Origin of the sequence: Paraburkholderia sp. Cy-641, from assembly GCF_011752945.1 — a bacterium.
Classification (GTDB): domain Bacteria; phylum Pseudomonadota; class Gammaproteobacteria; order Burkholderiales; family Burkholderiaceae; genus Paraburkholderia.
Genome location: NZ_VWWM01000038.1, coordinates 41,889 through 57,646 on the forward strand (window position 1 = coordinate 41,889; position 15,758 = coordinate 57,646).

A 15,758-nucleotide genomic window follows, 5' to 3' on the forward strand; every position below is an offset into this window, starting at 1 on the left:
CCGTTCAGTTCGTCAGTGGGTTTTTTGCCTGCGCCGCGCGGTGTTGCCCTCGAACCGGTGCGGCGCCTTCCCTCAATCTCAATGCAGTACCACTTAATTCTCTTCCTCGAGCCAGCAGGTGCCGTGCTGCGCGAGCATCGCGCTCGCCGCGGCCGGTCCCCACGTGCCCGCCGCGTACGGCTTGGGCGGCCGCGTCGAGGCTTTCCATTCGTTCAGGATCGGCTCGACCCAGCGCCATGCGGCTTCCTGTTCGTCGCGCCGCACGAACAGCGCGAGGCGCCCGTGGATCACGTCGAGCAGCAGCCGTTGATACGCCTCCATCTGGCCTTCGCGGAAGAACTGGTCGAACGCGAGGTCGAGGTGCACGCTCGCGAGGTTCATGCCTTCGCCGGGCTGCTTCGCAAGACAATACAGACGGATCGTCTCGTTCGGCTGCAAACGGATCACGAGCCGGTTCGCGCCGGCGCGCAGCGCCGAGGCGCCGAGCGCCGAATGCGGCACCGGACGGAAATTCACGACGATTTCGGCGACGCGATCGGCAAGCCGCTTGCCCGTGCGCAGAAAAAACGGCACCCCGGCCCAGCGCCAGTTCTCGATCTCGACCTTCAGCGCGACGAAGGTTTCGGTCGAGCTATCGGGCTTCACGCCGTGCTCGGTCGCGTAGGCCGGCACCGCGCTGCCGCGGATCACGCCCGAATGATACTGGCCGCGCACCGCGACCTTGGCGATTTCCTGCGAATCGATCGGTTTCAGCGCGCGCAGCACGCGCAGCTTTTCGTCGCGCACCGAGTCGGAATCCATCGAATGGGGCGGCTCCATCGCGACGATCGAGAGCAATTGCAGCAGATGGTTCTGCACCATGTCGCGCAGCGCGCCGGTGTTATCGTAGAAGTCGCCGCGCGCTTCGACGCCGAGCTCCTCGGCGATCGTGATCTGGATGCTCTCGACCCATTCGCGGCGCCACAGCGGCTCGAACAGCGCATTGCCGAAGCGCAGCGCGAGCAGATTCTGTACCGGCTCCTTGCCGAGGTAGTGGTCGATCCGGTAGATCTGCTCTTCCGCGAAGATTTCACCGACTGCATCATTAATTGCATTCGACGACCTGAGATCGTAGCCGAGCGGCTTTTCGAGCACGATGCGCGCGTTGGCATTGAGCCCGACCGCGGCGAGCGCGTGGCAGATCGGCACGAACAGCGACGGACCGGTCGCCAGATAGAACACGCGGATGCCGGGCAGGTCCTGAAGCGCGTCGCGCAGATGCACGAAGTCTTCCGGCTTGCCGAGATCGATCTTTACGAACTCGATGCGCGCGAGGAAGCCGGCCCATGCCGCCGCGTCGACACCGTTCTTCGACACATGCGGCTTGACATGCTCCTCGACCCATTGCAGGTACTCGCCGCGATCCGCCACATGCCGCGCCACCGCGACGATCTTGCCGCTTTCGGCCAGCATGCCGCCGGCCCGATGCGCCTCGAACAACGCGGGCAGAATCTTGCGCATCGACAGATCGCCGGTTCCGCCGAAGAGAACGAAAGTGAAGCTTGAGTCGGTTTGCATGAGTCTCCGTCGATGTCCTGAAGGGCCGCCGCGCTGAGCGCGTATCTGCACCGGAAAGGCGACCGTAGTCCGATAAAATATTTTTTGACACTGAATTGTAGTTTAACTACAATCCAAATCAAGAGGTAGCGTAAATTCGATGAAAAAAGCGTGAGCTGTTCAGGCGGTACGCGCGCTTCTGCGAATCGATGGGCGTCCCCGGCATGTTAGCGGACAACGCCCGTCGATACGTGTCAGCCGCCGCTGGCGATAGCTGGCCGAGGTCGGGTTTGCGTCGAATTTGCGTATGAAGCACCTCGAGTCTGCCGCGCGACGCGGGCAGGCAAAAATCAAAAGAGGAGACAGTCTTTGCATTCCGAACCACTCACCTCTTGAGCGTCCGGCGGCCGGCCATCGGTCCGCCGGCACATGCTTCGCGCATGCGCCCGACCGTGCTCGATCGCCCAGTGTTTTGCCTGTTTGAACCAACCACAGCACCCTGGCGATATCAGGGGTCATTCGTTTTTTTGTTCAGGTGTCTGGAGGAGATAAGCAATGAAATTTCGCGCGATCATGGGCGCTCTGTGCGCTGCGGGTCTGATGTGTGGCGTGTCGGCCGTGCAGGCTGCCGAGTCGGTCGAAGTGCTGCACTGGTGGACGTCGGGCGGCGAATCGAAGGCCGTCGGCGTCCTCAAGGACGACATGACGAAGCAGGGTTACACGTGGAAGGACTTCGCGGTCGCGGGCGGCGCCGGCGCGGCTGCCATGACGGCACTGAAGACGCAGGTGATCTCGGGCAACGCGCCGAGCGCCGCGCAGATCAAGGGCCCGCTGATCCAGGACTGGGCTTCGCAGGGCGTGCTGGTGCCGATCGACTCCGTCGCGGGCGACTGGAAGAAGAACCTGCCGCCGGAAATCGACAAGATCATGCATGCGGACGGCCATTACGTCGCCGCGCCGTTTTCGGTGCACCGCGTGAACTGGCTGTACATCAACAAGGCAGCGCTGGATAAAGCCGGCGGCAAGGTGCCGACCTCGTGGCCCGAGTTCTTCGCGGTCGCTGACAAGATGAAAGCCGCGGGCATCCAGCCGATCGCGATGGGCGGCCAGCCGTGGCAGGACCTGACGCTGTGGGAAGACGTCGTGCTGTCGCAAGGCGCGGACTTCTACAGGAAGGCGCTGGTGGACCTCGACGAGAAGACGCTGACCTCGGACAAGATGGTTCAGGTGTTCGACACGGTCCGCAAGATCCAGGGCTACTTCGACGCGGGCCGCACGGGCCGTGACTGGAACCTCGCCACCGCCATGGTCATCAACGGCAAGGCCGGCATGCAGTTCATGGGCGACTGGGCGAAGGGCGAATTCTCGAACGCCGGCAAGAAGTCGGGCACCGACTTCATCTGCGCGGCCGTGCCGGGCACGGAGAAGGCCTATACGTTCAACGTCGACTCGTTCGTGTTCTTCCAGCAGAAGGACCAGAAGGCGGCAACGCCGGGTCAGCTCGCGCTTGCGAAGACGATCATGTCGCCGGACTTCCAGGAGCAGTTCAGCCTGTACAAGGGCTCGATCCCGGTGCGTCTCGGCGTGTCGATGGCCAAGTTCGACGACTGCGCGAAGAAGTCGTACGCGGATGAGCAGGTCGCGATCAAGGCCGGCGGCTACGTGCCGTCGCTCGCTCACGGCATGGCGCAGCCCGATGCGGCAGCCGGCGCGATCTCCGACGTCGTCACGAAGTTCATGAACTCGCAGGAAGATTCGAAGAGCGCGGTGCAGGCGCTCGCGAAGGCAGCGAAAACCAGGTAAGCGAAGTCAGTCGGTGAAGTAAGCGAGGCATTGCGCCCGGCGCTCTTTCAGGCGCCGGGCGCGGGCTTCATCGTGGTTTCATGGAGTCACATCCAGGCCGTCGCGGTTTCGCGCGCAACGCGCGAGCCAGCCTGACGGTCCAGTTTCAGCAGGAGTCGAGTAGTGACTGCTTCTATCAGCGGAAACGGGAAAACGGCCGCCGCCACCCGCCGCGCGTCGCCCACGGCGGCCTTGGCCGATCGCTGGATTCCGAAGCTGGTGCTCGCACCCAGCGTCGTTATCAGCCTGGTCTTCGTCTATGGCTTCATCGCAATCACCGGCTATCTGTCGCTGTCCGATTCGCGGCTGATGCCCCGTTTCGACTTCGCGGGCCTCGACCGTTACCGCGAACTGTTCGACAACGACGTGTTCTGGACCTCGGCTGCCAATCTCGGCTGGTTCGGCATTCCGTTCATCGCCATCTGCATCGGCCTCGGGCTTTTTCTCGCGATCCTGCTCGATCAGCAGATTCGCAACGAGGGCGCGCTGCGCGCCGTGTTCCTGTACCCGATGGCGCTCTCGTTCATCGTGACCGGCACGGCCTGGCAGTGGATTCTCACGCCGAGCATCGGCATCGAGAAGGTGTTTCACGACTGGGGCTGGACGAGCTTCTCGTTCAACTGGCTCGGCGACCCCGACAAGGCAATTTTCTGTATCGTGATCGCGGCGGTGTGGCAGTCGACCGGCTTCGTGATGGCGCTGTTCCTCGCGGGCCTGCGCGGCGTGGACGGCGAAATCTTCAAGGCCGCGCAGATGGATGGCGCGAGCCTGCCGACCATCTACCGCAAGATCGTGATTCCGAGCATGCGCCCGGTGTTCTTCTCGGTGCTGCTGATTCTCTGCCACATCACGATCAAGACCTTCGACCTCGTCGTCGCGCTGACCGCGGGCGGTCCGGGTACCTCGTCGTCGCTGCCGGCCATCTTCATGTACACGTTTTCGTTCAATCGCGGGCAACTCGGCGTCGGCGCGGCATCGTCGATGATGATGCTCGCCACCGTCGTGGCCGTGCTCGTGCCGCTGATGTATATGGAATCGAGGAGCACGCGCAATGCAGCCTAAGATGACGCTCAGCCGTGCCGTCATTTACGCGGCCCTGATCCTGTTCGCCCTGTACTTCCTGTTCCCGCTCTACGTGATGCTGTCGACGTCGTTCAAGGACATCGACCAGCTGCGCACCGGCAACCTGCTCACGCCGCCGTCGCACTGGACCTTCGCGCCGTGGCTCAAGGCGTGGAGCGGCGCCTGTACGGGCGTGCGCTGCGACGGCATGCAGCCGTTCTTCATGAACTCGGTGCGCATGGTGATTCCGGCCGTGCTGATCTCGTCGATCATCGGCGCGTTCAACGGCTACGTGCTCACGCACTGGCGCTTTCGCGGCGCCGATCCGATCTTCACGATGCTGCTGGTCGGCTGCTTCATTCCGTTCCAGGCGATCCTGCTGCCGATGGCGCGTCTCGAAGGCTTTCTCGGCCTGTCGAACACGACGAGCGGCCTCGTGCTCGTGCACGTGATCTACGGCATCGCGTTCACCACGATGTTCTTCCGCAACTTCTACGTGAGCGTGCCGGCCGAACTCGTGAAGGCGGCACGCATCGACGGCGCGGGTTTCTTCACGATCTTCACGAAGATCCTGCTGCCGGTGTCGCTGCCGATTTTCATGGTGTGCCTGATCTGGCAATTCACGCAGATCTGGAACGACTTCCTGTTCGGGATCGTGTTCTCCGGCGTCGATTCGATGCCGATCACGGTGGCGCTGAACAACCTCGTGAACACCTCGACCGGCGTGAAGGAATACAACGTGGACATGGCCGGCGCGATCATCGCGGCATTGCCGACGCTGCTGGTCTACATCATCGCCGGACGCTATTTCGTGCGCGGCCTGACGGCCGGCGCGGTGAAGGGCTGAACGAGGACCGGGCGAGGAGCCACTCCCTTGAGGCGCGGCGGCGCATCGCGAAGAGAGCGCCGCCGTCACACAGACGTTTTCAGGCAGTACCAGAGAATAGAGGATTCACAGCATGGCAAGCCTTTCCATCCGTGACGTGTACAAGACTTACCCGAACGGGATGCCGGTTCTGAAGGGTGTCAACATCGACATCGAAGACGGCCAGTTCCTGATCCTGGTCGGCGGCTCGGGCTGCGGCAAGTCGACGCTGCTCAACATGATCGCCGGCCTCGAAACCGTGACCAAGGGCGAGATCCAGATCGACGGCAAGACGGTCAACAACCTGTCGCCGAAAGACCGCGACATCGCGATGGTGTTCCAGTCGTACGCGCTCTATCCGTCGATGACGGTGCGCGAGAACATCTCGTTCGGCCTGAACATCCGCAAGGTGCCGAAGCAGGAGCAGACGCAGATCGTCGAGCGCGTGTCGAACACGCTGCAGATCAAGCATCTGCTCGATCGCAAGCCGGGCCAGCTGTCGGGCGGCCAGCGCCAGCGAGTCGCGATGGGCCGCGCCCTCGCGCGCGATCCCGTCATGTTCCTGTTCGACGAGCCGCTCTCGAACCTCGACGCGAAGCTGCGCATCGAGATGCGTTCGGAAATCAAGCTGCTGCATCAGCGCCTCGGCACGACGATCGTCTACGTGACGCACGACCAGATCGAAGCCATGACGCTCGGCGACCGCATCGCCGTGATGAAGGACGGCATCGTGCAGCAGTTCGGCGCGCCGCAGGACATCTACGACTCGCCGTCGAACCTGTTCGTGGCGGGCTTCATCGGCGCGCCGCCGATGAACTTCATCGAAGGCAAGCTGGTCGAGCAGGGCGCGGGCGTCGGCATCGAACTCGATACGGGCGTGGCGCGCAAGGTGCTGGTGTTGCCGTTCGATTCGTCGAAGGTGCGCTCGCACGTCGGCAATAACGTGATCCTTGGTCTGCGCCCGGAGCGCATCACCGATGCGCGCGGCGCGCACGGCGACGACGGCAAGCTTCAGCCGGTCGAAGTGAAGGTCGACGTGATCGAGCCGACCGGTCCGGACACGCTCGTGTTCGCGCAGGTCAACGGCAAGCGCGTGGTGAGCCGCGTGCACCCGGCGTCGAACCCGCAGCCGCAGACGAATACGACGCTGCTGTTCGATACGTCGAAGGCGGTGTTGTTCGATCCGAGCAATGAAGAGCGGATTGCCTGATTGGGCGGTTTGCCGCGATTTGCAGTGCTGTAGCGCGGCGGTTTGCTCATCGTAGTTCGCGCGGCAGGCCGTGCAATGCGTTGAGTGCGCTGCTGCTGCATTGAAAAAGCCCCCTGCGTCGTATGGACGCAGGGGGCTTTGTGTTTGGCGCAGGCTGCATGAGGCCGACGCCCCCGACGCGTTAGGCCCCGTCCGGCAAACGCAAATCCGGATTATTGCGCGCCAGCTCGCTGACCCAATCGATGAACGCGCGCAGCCGCGAACTCAGGTTGCGGCGATGCGCGTACAGGATCGACAGCGGCGTGCCGGGGCTCGTGTAGTTGCCGAGAATCTCGGTGAGCGCGCCTTGCTCGATCAACTCGGCGACCATGAAGCGCGACGGCTGGATGATGCCGTGGCCGAGCACGCCGGCGGTGATGTACACCGAGCCGTCGTTGACGGCGAGCGTGCCCGTCATCGCAATCCGCTCGATCTCGCCCTCCACCTCGTATTCGAACGGGAACGTCTTGCCGCTGCGCGCGGACACGTAGTTGACCGCGCGATGCCGGTCGAGCTCCGCGAGCGTGGCCGGCGTGCCGTGCTTTTCCAGGTACGCGGGCGAGGCGCACGTAACGATGCGCGCGAGCCCGATGCGCCGCGCGACGAGGCTCGACTCTTCCGGCGTGCCCATGCGGATCACGCAATCGACGCCGTCCTGAATCAGGTCGATGTTGCGGTCCGCGAGACCGAGCCGCACGTCGATCGCGGGGTACTGGCGGTAGAAGTCGTCGAGCGCGGGCAGGAGCAGCGAGCGCGCGAGCGTGCCCGACGTATCGACGCGGATCGTGCCGGCCGGGTTTTCGCGCTTGTTCGACAGCGACGATTCGGCATCGGTGACGTCGGCGAGAATGCGCACGCAGCGCTCGTAGAACTCGGCGCCGTCTTCGGTCACGCTGACCTGGCGCGTCGAGCGGTTCAGCAGGCGCACGCCGACGTGTTCCTCGAGCGCCTGGATCGTGCGGCTCACCTTGGCGCGCGGCAGGTCGAGCGATTCGGATACCTTGGTAAAGCTGTTTGCTTCGACCACACGCGTGAAGATCTCCATCGCTTCGAAACGGTCCATGGTGTGCCTTGTGGGTGGTGAGCCGGGGAAAGGTCGAGACGCGCTTGCGAAATGAAGTCTACAGCGAGGAAAGGGGGTTGTCTGCGCGTGGGGGCGAGCGGTGAGGGCGCGCGCAGCCCGGCCGCGGTGGGGGCGACTGGTGCGGCGGTTGTGCGGGTTGCGGCCGTTGTGTCCACCGCGTTTGCCGGGGGCGCGGGGCTTGCCGAAGGCCGCTGAAGTTGCCGTGTTTGCTGGGGTTGCCGAGGTCGCCGCGGCCAATGCTTTGCCTCGCTCAATCGCGGTCCGGCGCGCCGAGCGGAAAGAAATGACGATACGGCCGTGCTTCGTCGACCGCGCGCGCGAACGATGGCCGCGCCAGCAGCCGCTGCCGGTACGCGCGTACGTGCGCGAAGGCCGGGTCGATCGGATGCGTCCAGTCGGCGTAGAACAGGAACGGGCCCGCGCCGCAGTCGGCGAGGCTGAAGCGGTCGCCGGCGGCCCATTCGCGGCCGGCCATGTGTTTGTCGAGCCACGCGTACGCGGTATCGAGCATCGCGCGCGCCTCGGCGACGCCGCGCGGATCGCGCTCGGCCTCGGCGCGCAGGCTGTCGTAGACGATCCGCTGCTGCGGCGTCGAAATGTAGTTGTCGAAGAAGCGGTCCATGCCACGCACGTCGAGCGCGGCGCGCGCGTCGGCGGGCAGCAGTGCGACCGGGCCCGGATGATAGAGGCCGAGATATTCGATGATGATGCTCGCCTCAGCCACGGTCCGGCCGCCGTCGACGAGCACCGGAAAGCGCTTGATCGGCCAGAGCGCGGCGAATTCGGCCATGATCTGCGGGTCGTCGTGCGCGAGCAGGCGCATCTCGAACGGCGTGCCGTTTTCGTAGAGCGCGGTCAGGGCCTTCTGGCAGTAAGACGAGAACGGGTGGGCATAGAGCTGTAGAGGCATCGCGATCACCTTTTGACGGTTGCACGGCACGGTGCGGTGGCAATGGCGGCCACCGCGCGACGGCCACGATGGCCGTTTACCCGACGACGAACGGCGGCAGCGAAAATCGACAGATTGCGATGAGAGTGTGGAAGTGCGGCCGCGTGACCACAAGCTCACGCGAGACCTTGCGGGTTATAAGCGGGGATGCGTGGGCGGGGCCGCCCAGCGGCTCGGGCTCAGGTCCGGAGCCAGAGCCAGAGCCAGAGCGGCCCAGGTCTTAGCCCAGGCCGAGGCTTAGCCTTGCAGCCTCGCCCCCGGAGAGGCCCGTCAACCCTTCGCCTGCACCCCATGCGCCAGCAACGCGCCCGGTTGCAGCAGCACGACCACCGCGCCGGCACCGCCGTCGTGCGGCCGCGCCTGACAGAACGCGATGACCTCGGACTTCTGCACGAGCCATGCGCGCACCTTGCCCTTCAGCACCGGCTCCTTGCCGATCGACCCCAGGCCCTTGCCGTGGATCACGCGCAAACACCGCAAGCCGCGCCTCACCGATTCGCGGATGAACTCCGCCAGCGCCTCGCGCGCTTCCTCGCGCCGCATGCCGTGCAGGTCGATTTGCGCCTGCACGATCCAGTCGCCGCGCCGCAGTTTGCGCACGACGTCGCGGCTCACGCCGGGGCGGCAATACGAGAGCGTCTCGTCGGTTTCGAGCAGCACCTCGGGATCGAATTCATCGGAGATCGCTTCGTGCAGCACAGCCTCTTCGTCGAGCAGCGTTTGCACCGGCAGCGGCGGCGGGGGATTGCGTGTCAAGGTCGCGCGCGGCGCCGCCACGAGCGGCGCGACTTCGCCGATCTCGTGGCGGAACAGGTTGGCGTCCGCCGCGGCTTCGCGCTGCGCCGCCCGGGCCGCCGCCTGTTCGCGCTCGCGCTGCTCGGCATCGCCCTTCAACGCCTCGCGTAGCGCGCCGAGACCGGCGAGCCCCGTCGTGCGATCGGGTTTCGGCACGGCTGCGGGTGCCGCTGGGGCCGGCGCGGGCCGTGCGGCGGCTTGCGGGCGTTTCGGTTCGTTGGGGTGGGGCAGATTCTTCGGCATATCGGCAATACACGGAAAGAGTAGGTCGGTCGCGCGGGGCTTGGGCGGCGGATGCGTTGGCTTGCAAGGTCGGCTCAAGCGAAGCGCGAAGATCGTGCGCCGGTGCCAGCGAGCGCAAGTCGGACACACAAGCTCGGCGGGACGCTTGGCGCAAAGCCTGGCACAAAGCGCTCGATGAAGCGCGGCACACAGCACGAGCGCGTCACACGAAGCCTGGCGAGAAGGCGCAACGCGCAAAGTGCATCAAGCAAGTGCATCACGCGGACGCATCGCAAACCCTCAATCCGAGCGCGCCGGACACAAAAAAGGCCGCCGGCTTTTCAGCCGCGGCCTTCTTTCGGTCGGACGGCCGGGCTGCGCCCTGCCGTCATTTTACCGTCGCGCTTTCCCTCACAGTCCCGCATCGCGACGAAGCGCTGTGAATCAACGCTCCGCTTCCTGGCTCATCGCGTGCTCGCCGGCCATCTCGTCGATGGTTTCGAGGTAGCGCTGCGCGTCGAGCGCGGCCATGCAGCCCGTGCCCGCGCTCGTGATCGCCTGACGGTACACGTGGTCCTGCACGTCGCCGGCGGCGAACACGCCCGGCACGCTCGTCGCGGTCGCGAAACCGTTCAGGCCGCCCTTCGTGATGATGTAGCCGTTCTTCATCTCGAGCTGGCCTGCGAAGATGTCCGTGTTCGGCTTGTGGCCGATCGCGACGAACAGGCCCTGCAATTCGAGGTCGGTGGTTGCGCCGGTTTGCGTATGCTTGATACGCAGTCCGGTGACGCCGGACGCGTCGCCGGTCACTTCGTCGAGCACGTGGTTCCACTTGATTTCGACGACGCCTTCCTTTTCCTTCGCGAGCAGGCGGTCGATCAGGATCGGCTCGGCGCGGAACTTGTCGCGGCGATGGATTACGGTCACCTTCTTGGCGATGCCGGAGAGGTACAGCGCTTCTTCGACCGCGGTGTTGCCGCCGCCGATCACGGCCACGTGCTGCTGCTTGTAGAAGAAGCCGTCGCAGGTCGCGCAGGCCGACACGCCCTTGCCCATGAACGCTTCTTCCGACGGCAGGCCGAGGTATTGTGCCGAGGCGCCGGTCGAGATGATCAGCGAGTCGCAGGTGTATTCGCCCGCGTCGCCGATCAGGCGGATCGGCTTCTCGTCGAGCTTCGCCGTGTGGATGTGGTCGAAGATGATTTCGGTGTTGAAGCGCTCGGCGTGCTCGAGAAAGCGTGCCATCAGTTCCGGGCCTTGCACGCCGTTGGCGTCGGCGGGCCAGTTCTCGACGTCGGTCGTGGTCATCAGCTGGCCGCCTTGCGCGAGGCCCGTGACGAGCACCGGCGAGAGGTTGGCGCGCGCCGCGTAGACCGCCGCCGTGTAGCCGGCGGGACCGGAGCCGAGAATCAGAACCTTGGCGTGTTTCGTTGCAGTTGCGGGCATGATCGAATCCTTGTGCAGCGCGCGGCCCGCTCATGCGAGGCCGTGCGGTTTTGAGCTGAAACGGTAGATGGGTGTCAGTCCGGCATTATAAAGGGCGAGGCGCGCGGCTGCGCCATGAAGCTTTCCGATCGCCGCGATAGGGTGGCGGCATAGGCCGGCGCCATGGCTGCGCGCAGGCGGACAGCCGGACGTCGGGCACGCGGCTCGCGCGCCGAACCGGTCGGGCCGCCTTCCGCGCCCCCGCGTTTCAAGCAGCCGAACGGCCAAAGCGGTCAAGTTACCGTCATTTACAGCCCTGTGCGGGGCACAGCGTTTACAATAGGCCGGATCGAAGTTTCCGGTAGCCGGGATCGGGCCCGAAGCCACGCGCGGCGAGGCCCGGGCCGTGTTCCCGGCGGCAGTCTCGGCCTGAACCGGCTACCCCAGGCAACAGGATCAATGGCAAAAGCTCCTTATTCCGCGAGCGCGCAGGCATTGCCTCACCGCATGTCGCGCCTCTTCACCGAAATTCGCTGGATTCTGCAGGTAGCGCTCGGCGTGTTCCTGCTGATGGCCCTCGTCAGCTATAGCAGGCACGACCCGAGCTGGACCCACGCCGCGCAGGTCGACCACATCTCGAACTGGGCGGGCCGCGTCGGCGCATGGACGTCCGACATTCTGCTGCTGCTGTTCGGCCTGTCCGCCTACTGGTGGATCGTGCTGCTCGGCCGCCATATCTCCGCGAACTACCGGCGTATCACCCGCCACGAAGAGCCGCAGGACGACGCCGCGCCGCACGGCGTGAGCTGGCTCGCGGACGCATTCGCGTTCATGCTCGTGCTGCTGTCGTGCAACGGCCTCGAGGCGCTGCGCATGTGGTCGCTCAAGGTGCAGTTGCCGCGCGCGCCGGGCGGCGTGATCGGCGAGGCCGTCGCGCGCGGCATCTCGCATGCGCTCGGCTTCACCGGCGGCACGCTCGCGCTGCTGCTCGGGCTCGCGATCGGGCTGTCGCTGTACTTCCGTTTCTCGTGGCTATCGGTTGCGGAGAAGGTCGGCGAGTCGATCATTTCCGCGGTCACGTTCGCGAAGCTGCGCCGCGAAGCCGGGCGCGACCGCAAGCTCGGCGAAGCCGCCGCCGTCAAGCGTGAGGGCAAGGTCGAGAAGGGCCGCGTGCGCATCGAGGAACATGAGCCCGTGATGATCGTGCCGCCCGTCGTTACGCCAGTGAAGTCGGAGCGCGTCGAAAAGGAACGGCAGGTGCCGCTCTTCACCGATCTGCCGGGCGACTCCACGCTGCCGCCCATTTCGCTGCTCGACCCCGCGCCCGCCGCCCAGGAAACCATTTCCGCCGATACGCTCGAATTCACTTCGCGCCTGATCGAGAAAAAGCTCAAGGACTTCGGCGTCGAAGTGAGCGTGGTCGCCGCCTATCCGGGGCCGGTCGTCACGCGCTACGAAATCGAGCCGGCCACCGGCGTGAAGGGCAGCCAGATCGTCAATCTCGCGAAGGACCTCGCGCGTTCGCTGTCGCTCGTGTCGATCCGCGTCGTCGAAACGATTCCGGGCAAGAACTACATGGCGCTGGAGCTGCCGAACCAGCGCCGTCAGACCGTGGGCCTCTCCGAGATTCTCGGCTCGGCCGTCTATGCCGATGCGGCTTCGCCGCTCACGATGGGCCTCGGCAAGGACATCGGCGGCAAGCCCGTGTGCGCCGACCTCGCGAAGATGCCGCACCTGCTCGTCGCCGGCACGACCGGTTCGGGCAAGTCGGTCGGCATCAACGCGATGATCCTCTCGCTGCTCTATAAGGCGAGCGCCGAGCAGGTGCGCATGATCCTGATCGATCCGAAGATGCTCGAAATGAGCGTCTACGAAGGCATTCCGCATCTGCTCTGCCCGGTCGTCACCGACATGCGCCAGGCGGGCCACGCGCTGAACTGGGCGGTCGCCGAAATGGAGCGCCGCTACAAGCTCATGAGCAAGCTCGGCGTGCGCAATCTCGCCGGCTACAACAACAAGATCGACGACGCGGCCAAGCGCGAGGAGAAGCTGCCGAATCCGTTCAGCCTCACGCCGGACGATCCGGAACCGCTTACGCGCTTGCCGAACATCGTGATCGTGATCGACGAACTGGCCGACCTGATGATGGTGGTCGGCAAGAAGGTCGAAGAGCTGATCGCGCGCATCGCGCAGAAGGCGCGTGCGGCCGGCATCCACCTGATTCTCGCCACGCAGCGGCCGTCGGTCGACGTCATCACCGGGCTCATCAAGGCCAACGTGCCGACGCGCATGGCCTTCCAGGTGTCGTCGAAAATCGACTCGCGCACGATTCTCGACCAGCAGGGCGCCGAGTCGCTGCTCGGCATGGGCGACATGCTGTATCTGCCGCCGGGCTCCGGTTTGCCGGTGCGCGTGCACGGCGCGTTCGTGTCGGACGACGAAGTGCATCGCGTCGTCGACAAGCTCAAGGAACAGGGCGAGCCGAACTACATCGAGGGCATTCTCGAAGGCGGCGTGACGGGCGAGGGCGACGAAGGCTCGGCGGGAACCGTGTCCACCGAAGGCGAGTCGGACCCGTTATACGATCAGGCGGTCGACGTCGTGCTGAAAAACCGCCGCGCGTCGATCTCGCTCGTGCAGCGGCACTTGCGCATCGGCTACAACCGCGCGGCGCGCTTGCTCGAACAGATGGAGAATTCGGGCGTGGTGTCGGCGATGTCGTCGAACGGCAATCGCGAAATTCTGGCGCCGGCGCGGGAAGCGGAATAAGCCGTTGCCGCTGCGGGTAGGCAGCGCGGCATGCCGTTTCGGTATGCGCGGCACCGCAGCCTCGCTGCCGGATGCGCGCAAAGGCGGCCCGAGTGTTTATCCACATGCGCCTCGCGCGGCCCGTCGGCGAATTCAATCAAGGGAGAAACCATATGCACACCATCGCGCAGCATGACGTTCGAGAGCGTCGATCTGGCCGTCTCGGCGAGCGCATTCGCCAGAGCGCGCGCAAGTTCGCGCGCGGCGCGGGCAGCGTGGCGATCGGCGCGTCGCTGCTGGTCGCTTCGCACGCCTTCGCGAGCGGCACCGAGCAACTGAAGGCGTTCGTCGCACAGGTTCATGCGGCGCGCGGCACCTTCGTGCAGCAGGAAGTGCGCGCGCCGAGCAAGGCGCAGGGCTCGTCCGGCGCGCTGCCCACGGTGGACGCGGGCCAGCCCACCACGTCGAGCGGTACGTTCACGTTCGCGCGGCCCGGCAAGTTCATCTGGCAATACGAGAAGCCTTACGCGCAACTGTTGCAGGCGGACGGCGACAAGCTCTACGTCTACGACAAGGACCTGAACCAGGTCACGGTGCGGGCGCTCGGCAATGCGCTCGGCGCGAGTCCGGCGGCGATCCTGTTCGGCAGCAACGATCTGGACAAGAACTTCACGTTGCATGATGCCGGCGTGAAGGCCGGCATCGACTGGCTCGAATTGACGCCGAAGGCGAAGGACACGCAGTTCCAGCGTGTTGGTATCGGCTTCAAGGACGGCAATCTCGAAGCGATGGAATTGCATGACGTGTTCGGCAACGTGACGCTGCTGACCTTCTCGAATATCCAGAAAAATCCCGCGTTGCCGGCCGATGCGTTCAAGTTCACCGTGCCGAAGGGCGCGGACGTCATCAACGGATAAGCTGCGTGGCCGGCGTCGGTGGTCGACGCCGTGTGAATCGCTTCGCAAAGCCGCGTTCGCCGGGCGCGGCTTTGCTTATTGACGCGGAGTGCGCGGGCCCTTGCCCGTGGTTGGTGCAGATGTGGTTTTTTCGGCGCAAACCGTCGTTGTCGTGCGGAGCCGGATAAGCGGCATCCTCAGAAGATTGACACAGGCGTGTCAGACTCTTTTCAGTTTTCCTCTACATTCTCTGACATTTTTTTGCTGCAACGCAGCAAGATAACGCCTAAACTGGTCGAAGTGGGTAGTGGCTTCGAATGTTCGGAAAGTGAGGCATGTTATGAGAGGATCTTTATCACAAGATTCGCATTTATCCCCGACGCTCCATGTCTTCGAGCAGGAGGGCGGTTGGCATTGGGGCATCACGATTCCGCGGCCGGTCGGCAGCGGCGTCAAGGTCATCGATTACAGCGAAACGACCTTCGGCGATGAAGCCGAGGCTCAACGCGACGGGAAGCGGGCGCTCAAGCGCTTCGCCGACACGCCCGTGCTAGCGCTCGAGCACCATTAACGCGCGGCCGGAACTGGGGTGGGACCCGAGGCCAATGCACGCCAATCGCGGCCATAGCGAGGTTTGCGGGCGCGCCGCGGACGGGGCGGCGACACGTAATGACTTAATATGCAACAATTTGCATATATTTTTTGATTTGTAGGAGATCGAAGCGATAATGTCTCGTCTTTTTTGAGATATCGCTTTTATCTTGACCTTTGCAGAATACGAAACCACGCACGCGCTGAGCGTGGAACTGGACGGCGTCAATTACGCCGGTACCTATCGCGTGATGACGGGAACCGTCATCGTTCACTTCGAAAACGAAACCAAATTCGCGTCCTATGCGCCGAATCGCCCTGAAACCGTGGCGCGTTGGCTGCTCACGGACTTGTGCCGAAAAATCGAATCGCGCAGGCGTAAAGCCGCGAAGAAATAGAAATCGGCCGTATCGCAGCAGGGGCATTGCTTCGGCCGCGTGATTTTCACAGCGATCAAACTGATGGGTGGGGAGACGGCGCGCGGCACGCCGTTT

Annotated in this window: 13 protein-coding genes; 8 read left to right on the forward strand and 5 right to left on the reverse strand. The window is 64.5% G+C overall.

Annotation, left to right across the window (positions count from 1 at the left end; translation table 11 throughout):
- Positions 1-93 precede the first annotated feature (93 nt).
- Positions 94-1,557: a glucose-6-phosphate dehydrogenase gene (gene zwf, locus F3J20_RS20600; protein WP_167036636.1), complete on the reverse strand. Its 1,464-nt coding sequence runs from the start codon at positions 1,555-1,557 to the stop codon at positions 94-96.
- 534 nt (positions 1,558-2,091) lie between these two features.
- Between zwf and F3J20_RS20605 the strand changes: the two genes are divergently transcribed.
- From F3J20_RS20605 to ugpC, 4 genes are all read left to right on the forward strand, one after another.
- A complete protein-coding gene (locus F3J20_RS20605; RefSeq protein ID WP_167036639.1) occupies positions 2,092-3,339 on the forward strand; it encodes an ABC transporter substrate-binding protein in 1,248 nt (415 codons plus the stop codon).
- A 162-nt stretch (positions 3,340-3,501) separates the two neighbouring features.
- Complete coding sequence (locus F3J20_RS20610; RefSeq protein WP_167036642.1) at positions 3,502-4,440, forward strand: sugar ABC transporter permease; 939 nt, start codon at positions 3,502-3,504, stop codon at positions 4,438-4,440.
- The gene (locus F3J20_RS20615) at positions 4,430-5,287 is read left to right on the forward strand and encodes a carbohydrate ABC transporter permease (RefSeq protein WP_167036645.1); all 858 of its coding nucleotides are present in this window, start codon (positions 4,430-4,432) and stop codon (positions 5,285-5,287) included. Before F3J20_RS20610 ends, F3J20_RS20615 begins: the two co-directional genes overlap by 11 nt.
- Before the next feature lie 112 nt (positions 5,288-5,399).
- Positions 5,400-6,515 carry a sn-glycerol-3-phosphate ABC transporter ATP-binding protein UgpC gene (gene ugpC, locus F3J20_RS20620; protein ID WP_167284376.1) on the forward strand — a complete coding sequence of 372 codons (1,116 nt, stop codon included), beginning with the start codon at positions 5,400-5,402 and terminating at the stop codon, positions 6,513-6,515.
- A 181-nt stretch (positions 6,516-6,696) separates the two neighbouring features.
- On the opposite strand, the gene F3J20_RS20625 is transcribed toward ugpC, so the two are convergent.
- The 4 genes from F3J20_RS20625 to trxB form a co-directional block, all read right to left on the reverse strand.
- Positions 6,697-7,617 carry a LysR family transcriptional regulator gene (locus tag F3J20_RS20625; RefSeq protein ID WP_167036651.1) on the reverse strand — a complete coding sequence of 307 codons (921 nt, stop codon included), beginning with the start codon at positions 7,615-7,617 and terminating at the stop codon, positions 6,697-6,699.
- A 271-nt stretch (positions 7,618-7,888) separates the two neighbouring features.
- Positions 7,889-8,548 (reverse strand): glutathione S-transferase family protein, encoded by a 660-nt coding sequence (locus tag F3J20_RS20630; RefSeq protein ID WP_167284377.1) that lies wholly within the window; start codon positions 8,546-8,548, stop codon positions 7,889-7,891.
- A gap of 309 nt (positions 8,549-8,857) precedes the next feature.
- The gene (locus F3J20_RS20635; protein ID WP_167284378.1) at positions 8,858-9,625 is read right to left on the reverse strand and encodes a Smr/MutS family protein; all 768 of its coding nucleotides are present in this window, start codon (positions 9,623-9,625) and stop codon (positions 8,858-8,860) included.
- Between the two features lie 423 nt (positions 9,626-10,048).
- Positions 10,049-11,050: a thioredoxin-disulfide reductase gene (trxB, locus tag F3J20_RS20640; protein WP_167036660.1), complete on the reverse strand. Its 1,002-nt coding sequence runs from the start codon at positions 11,048-11,050 to the stop codon at positions 10,049-10,051.
- 438 nt (positions 11,051-11,488) lie between these two features.
- Here trxB and F3J20_RS20645 point away from each other — a divergent pair, with 438 nt between their 5' ends.
- From F3J20_RS20645 to F3J20_RS20660, 4 genes are all read left to right on the forward strand, one after another.
- The gene (locus F3J20_RS20645) at positions 11,489-13,798 is read left to right on the forward strand and encodes a DNA translocase FtsK (RefSeq protein ID WP_167284379.1); all 2,310 of its coding nucleotides are present in this window, start codon (positions 11,489-11,491) and stop codon (positions 13,796-13,798) included.
- 152 nt (positions 13,799-13,950) lie between these two features.
- Positions 13,951-14,694, forward strand: coding sequence for an outer membrane lipoprotein chaperone LolA (lolA, locus tag F3J20_RS20650; protein WP_167284380.1), 744 nt, complete (start codon positions 13,951-13,953; stop codon positions 14,692-14,694).
- A gap of 319 nt (positions 14,695-15,013) precedes the next feature.
- Positions 15,014-15,244, forward strand: coding sequence for a hypothetical protein (locus F3J20_RS20655; protein ID WP_167036670.1), 231 nt, complete (start codon positions 15,014-15,016; stop codon positions 15,242-15,244).
- Positions 15,245-15,434: 190 nt separating this feature from the next.
- Positions 15,435-15,662, forward strand: a complete 228-nt coding sequence (locus tag F3J20_RS20660; protein WP_167036673.1) for a hypothetical protein — start codon at positions 15,435-15,437, stop codon at positions 15,660-15,662.
- Positions 15,663-15,758: the final 96 nt, after the last annotated feature.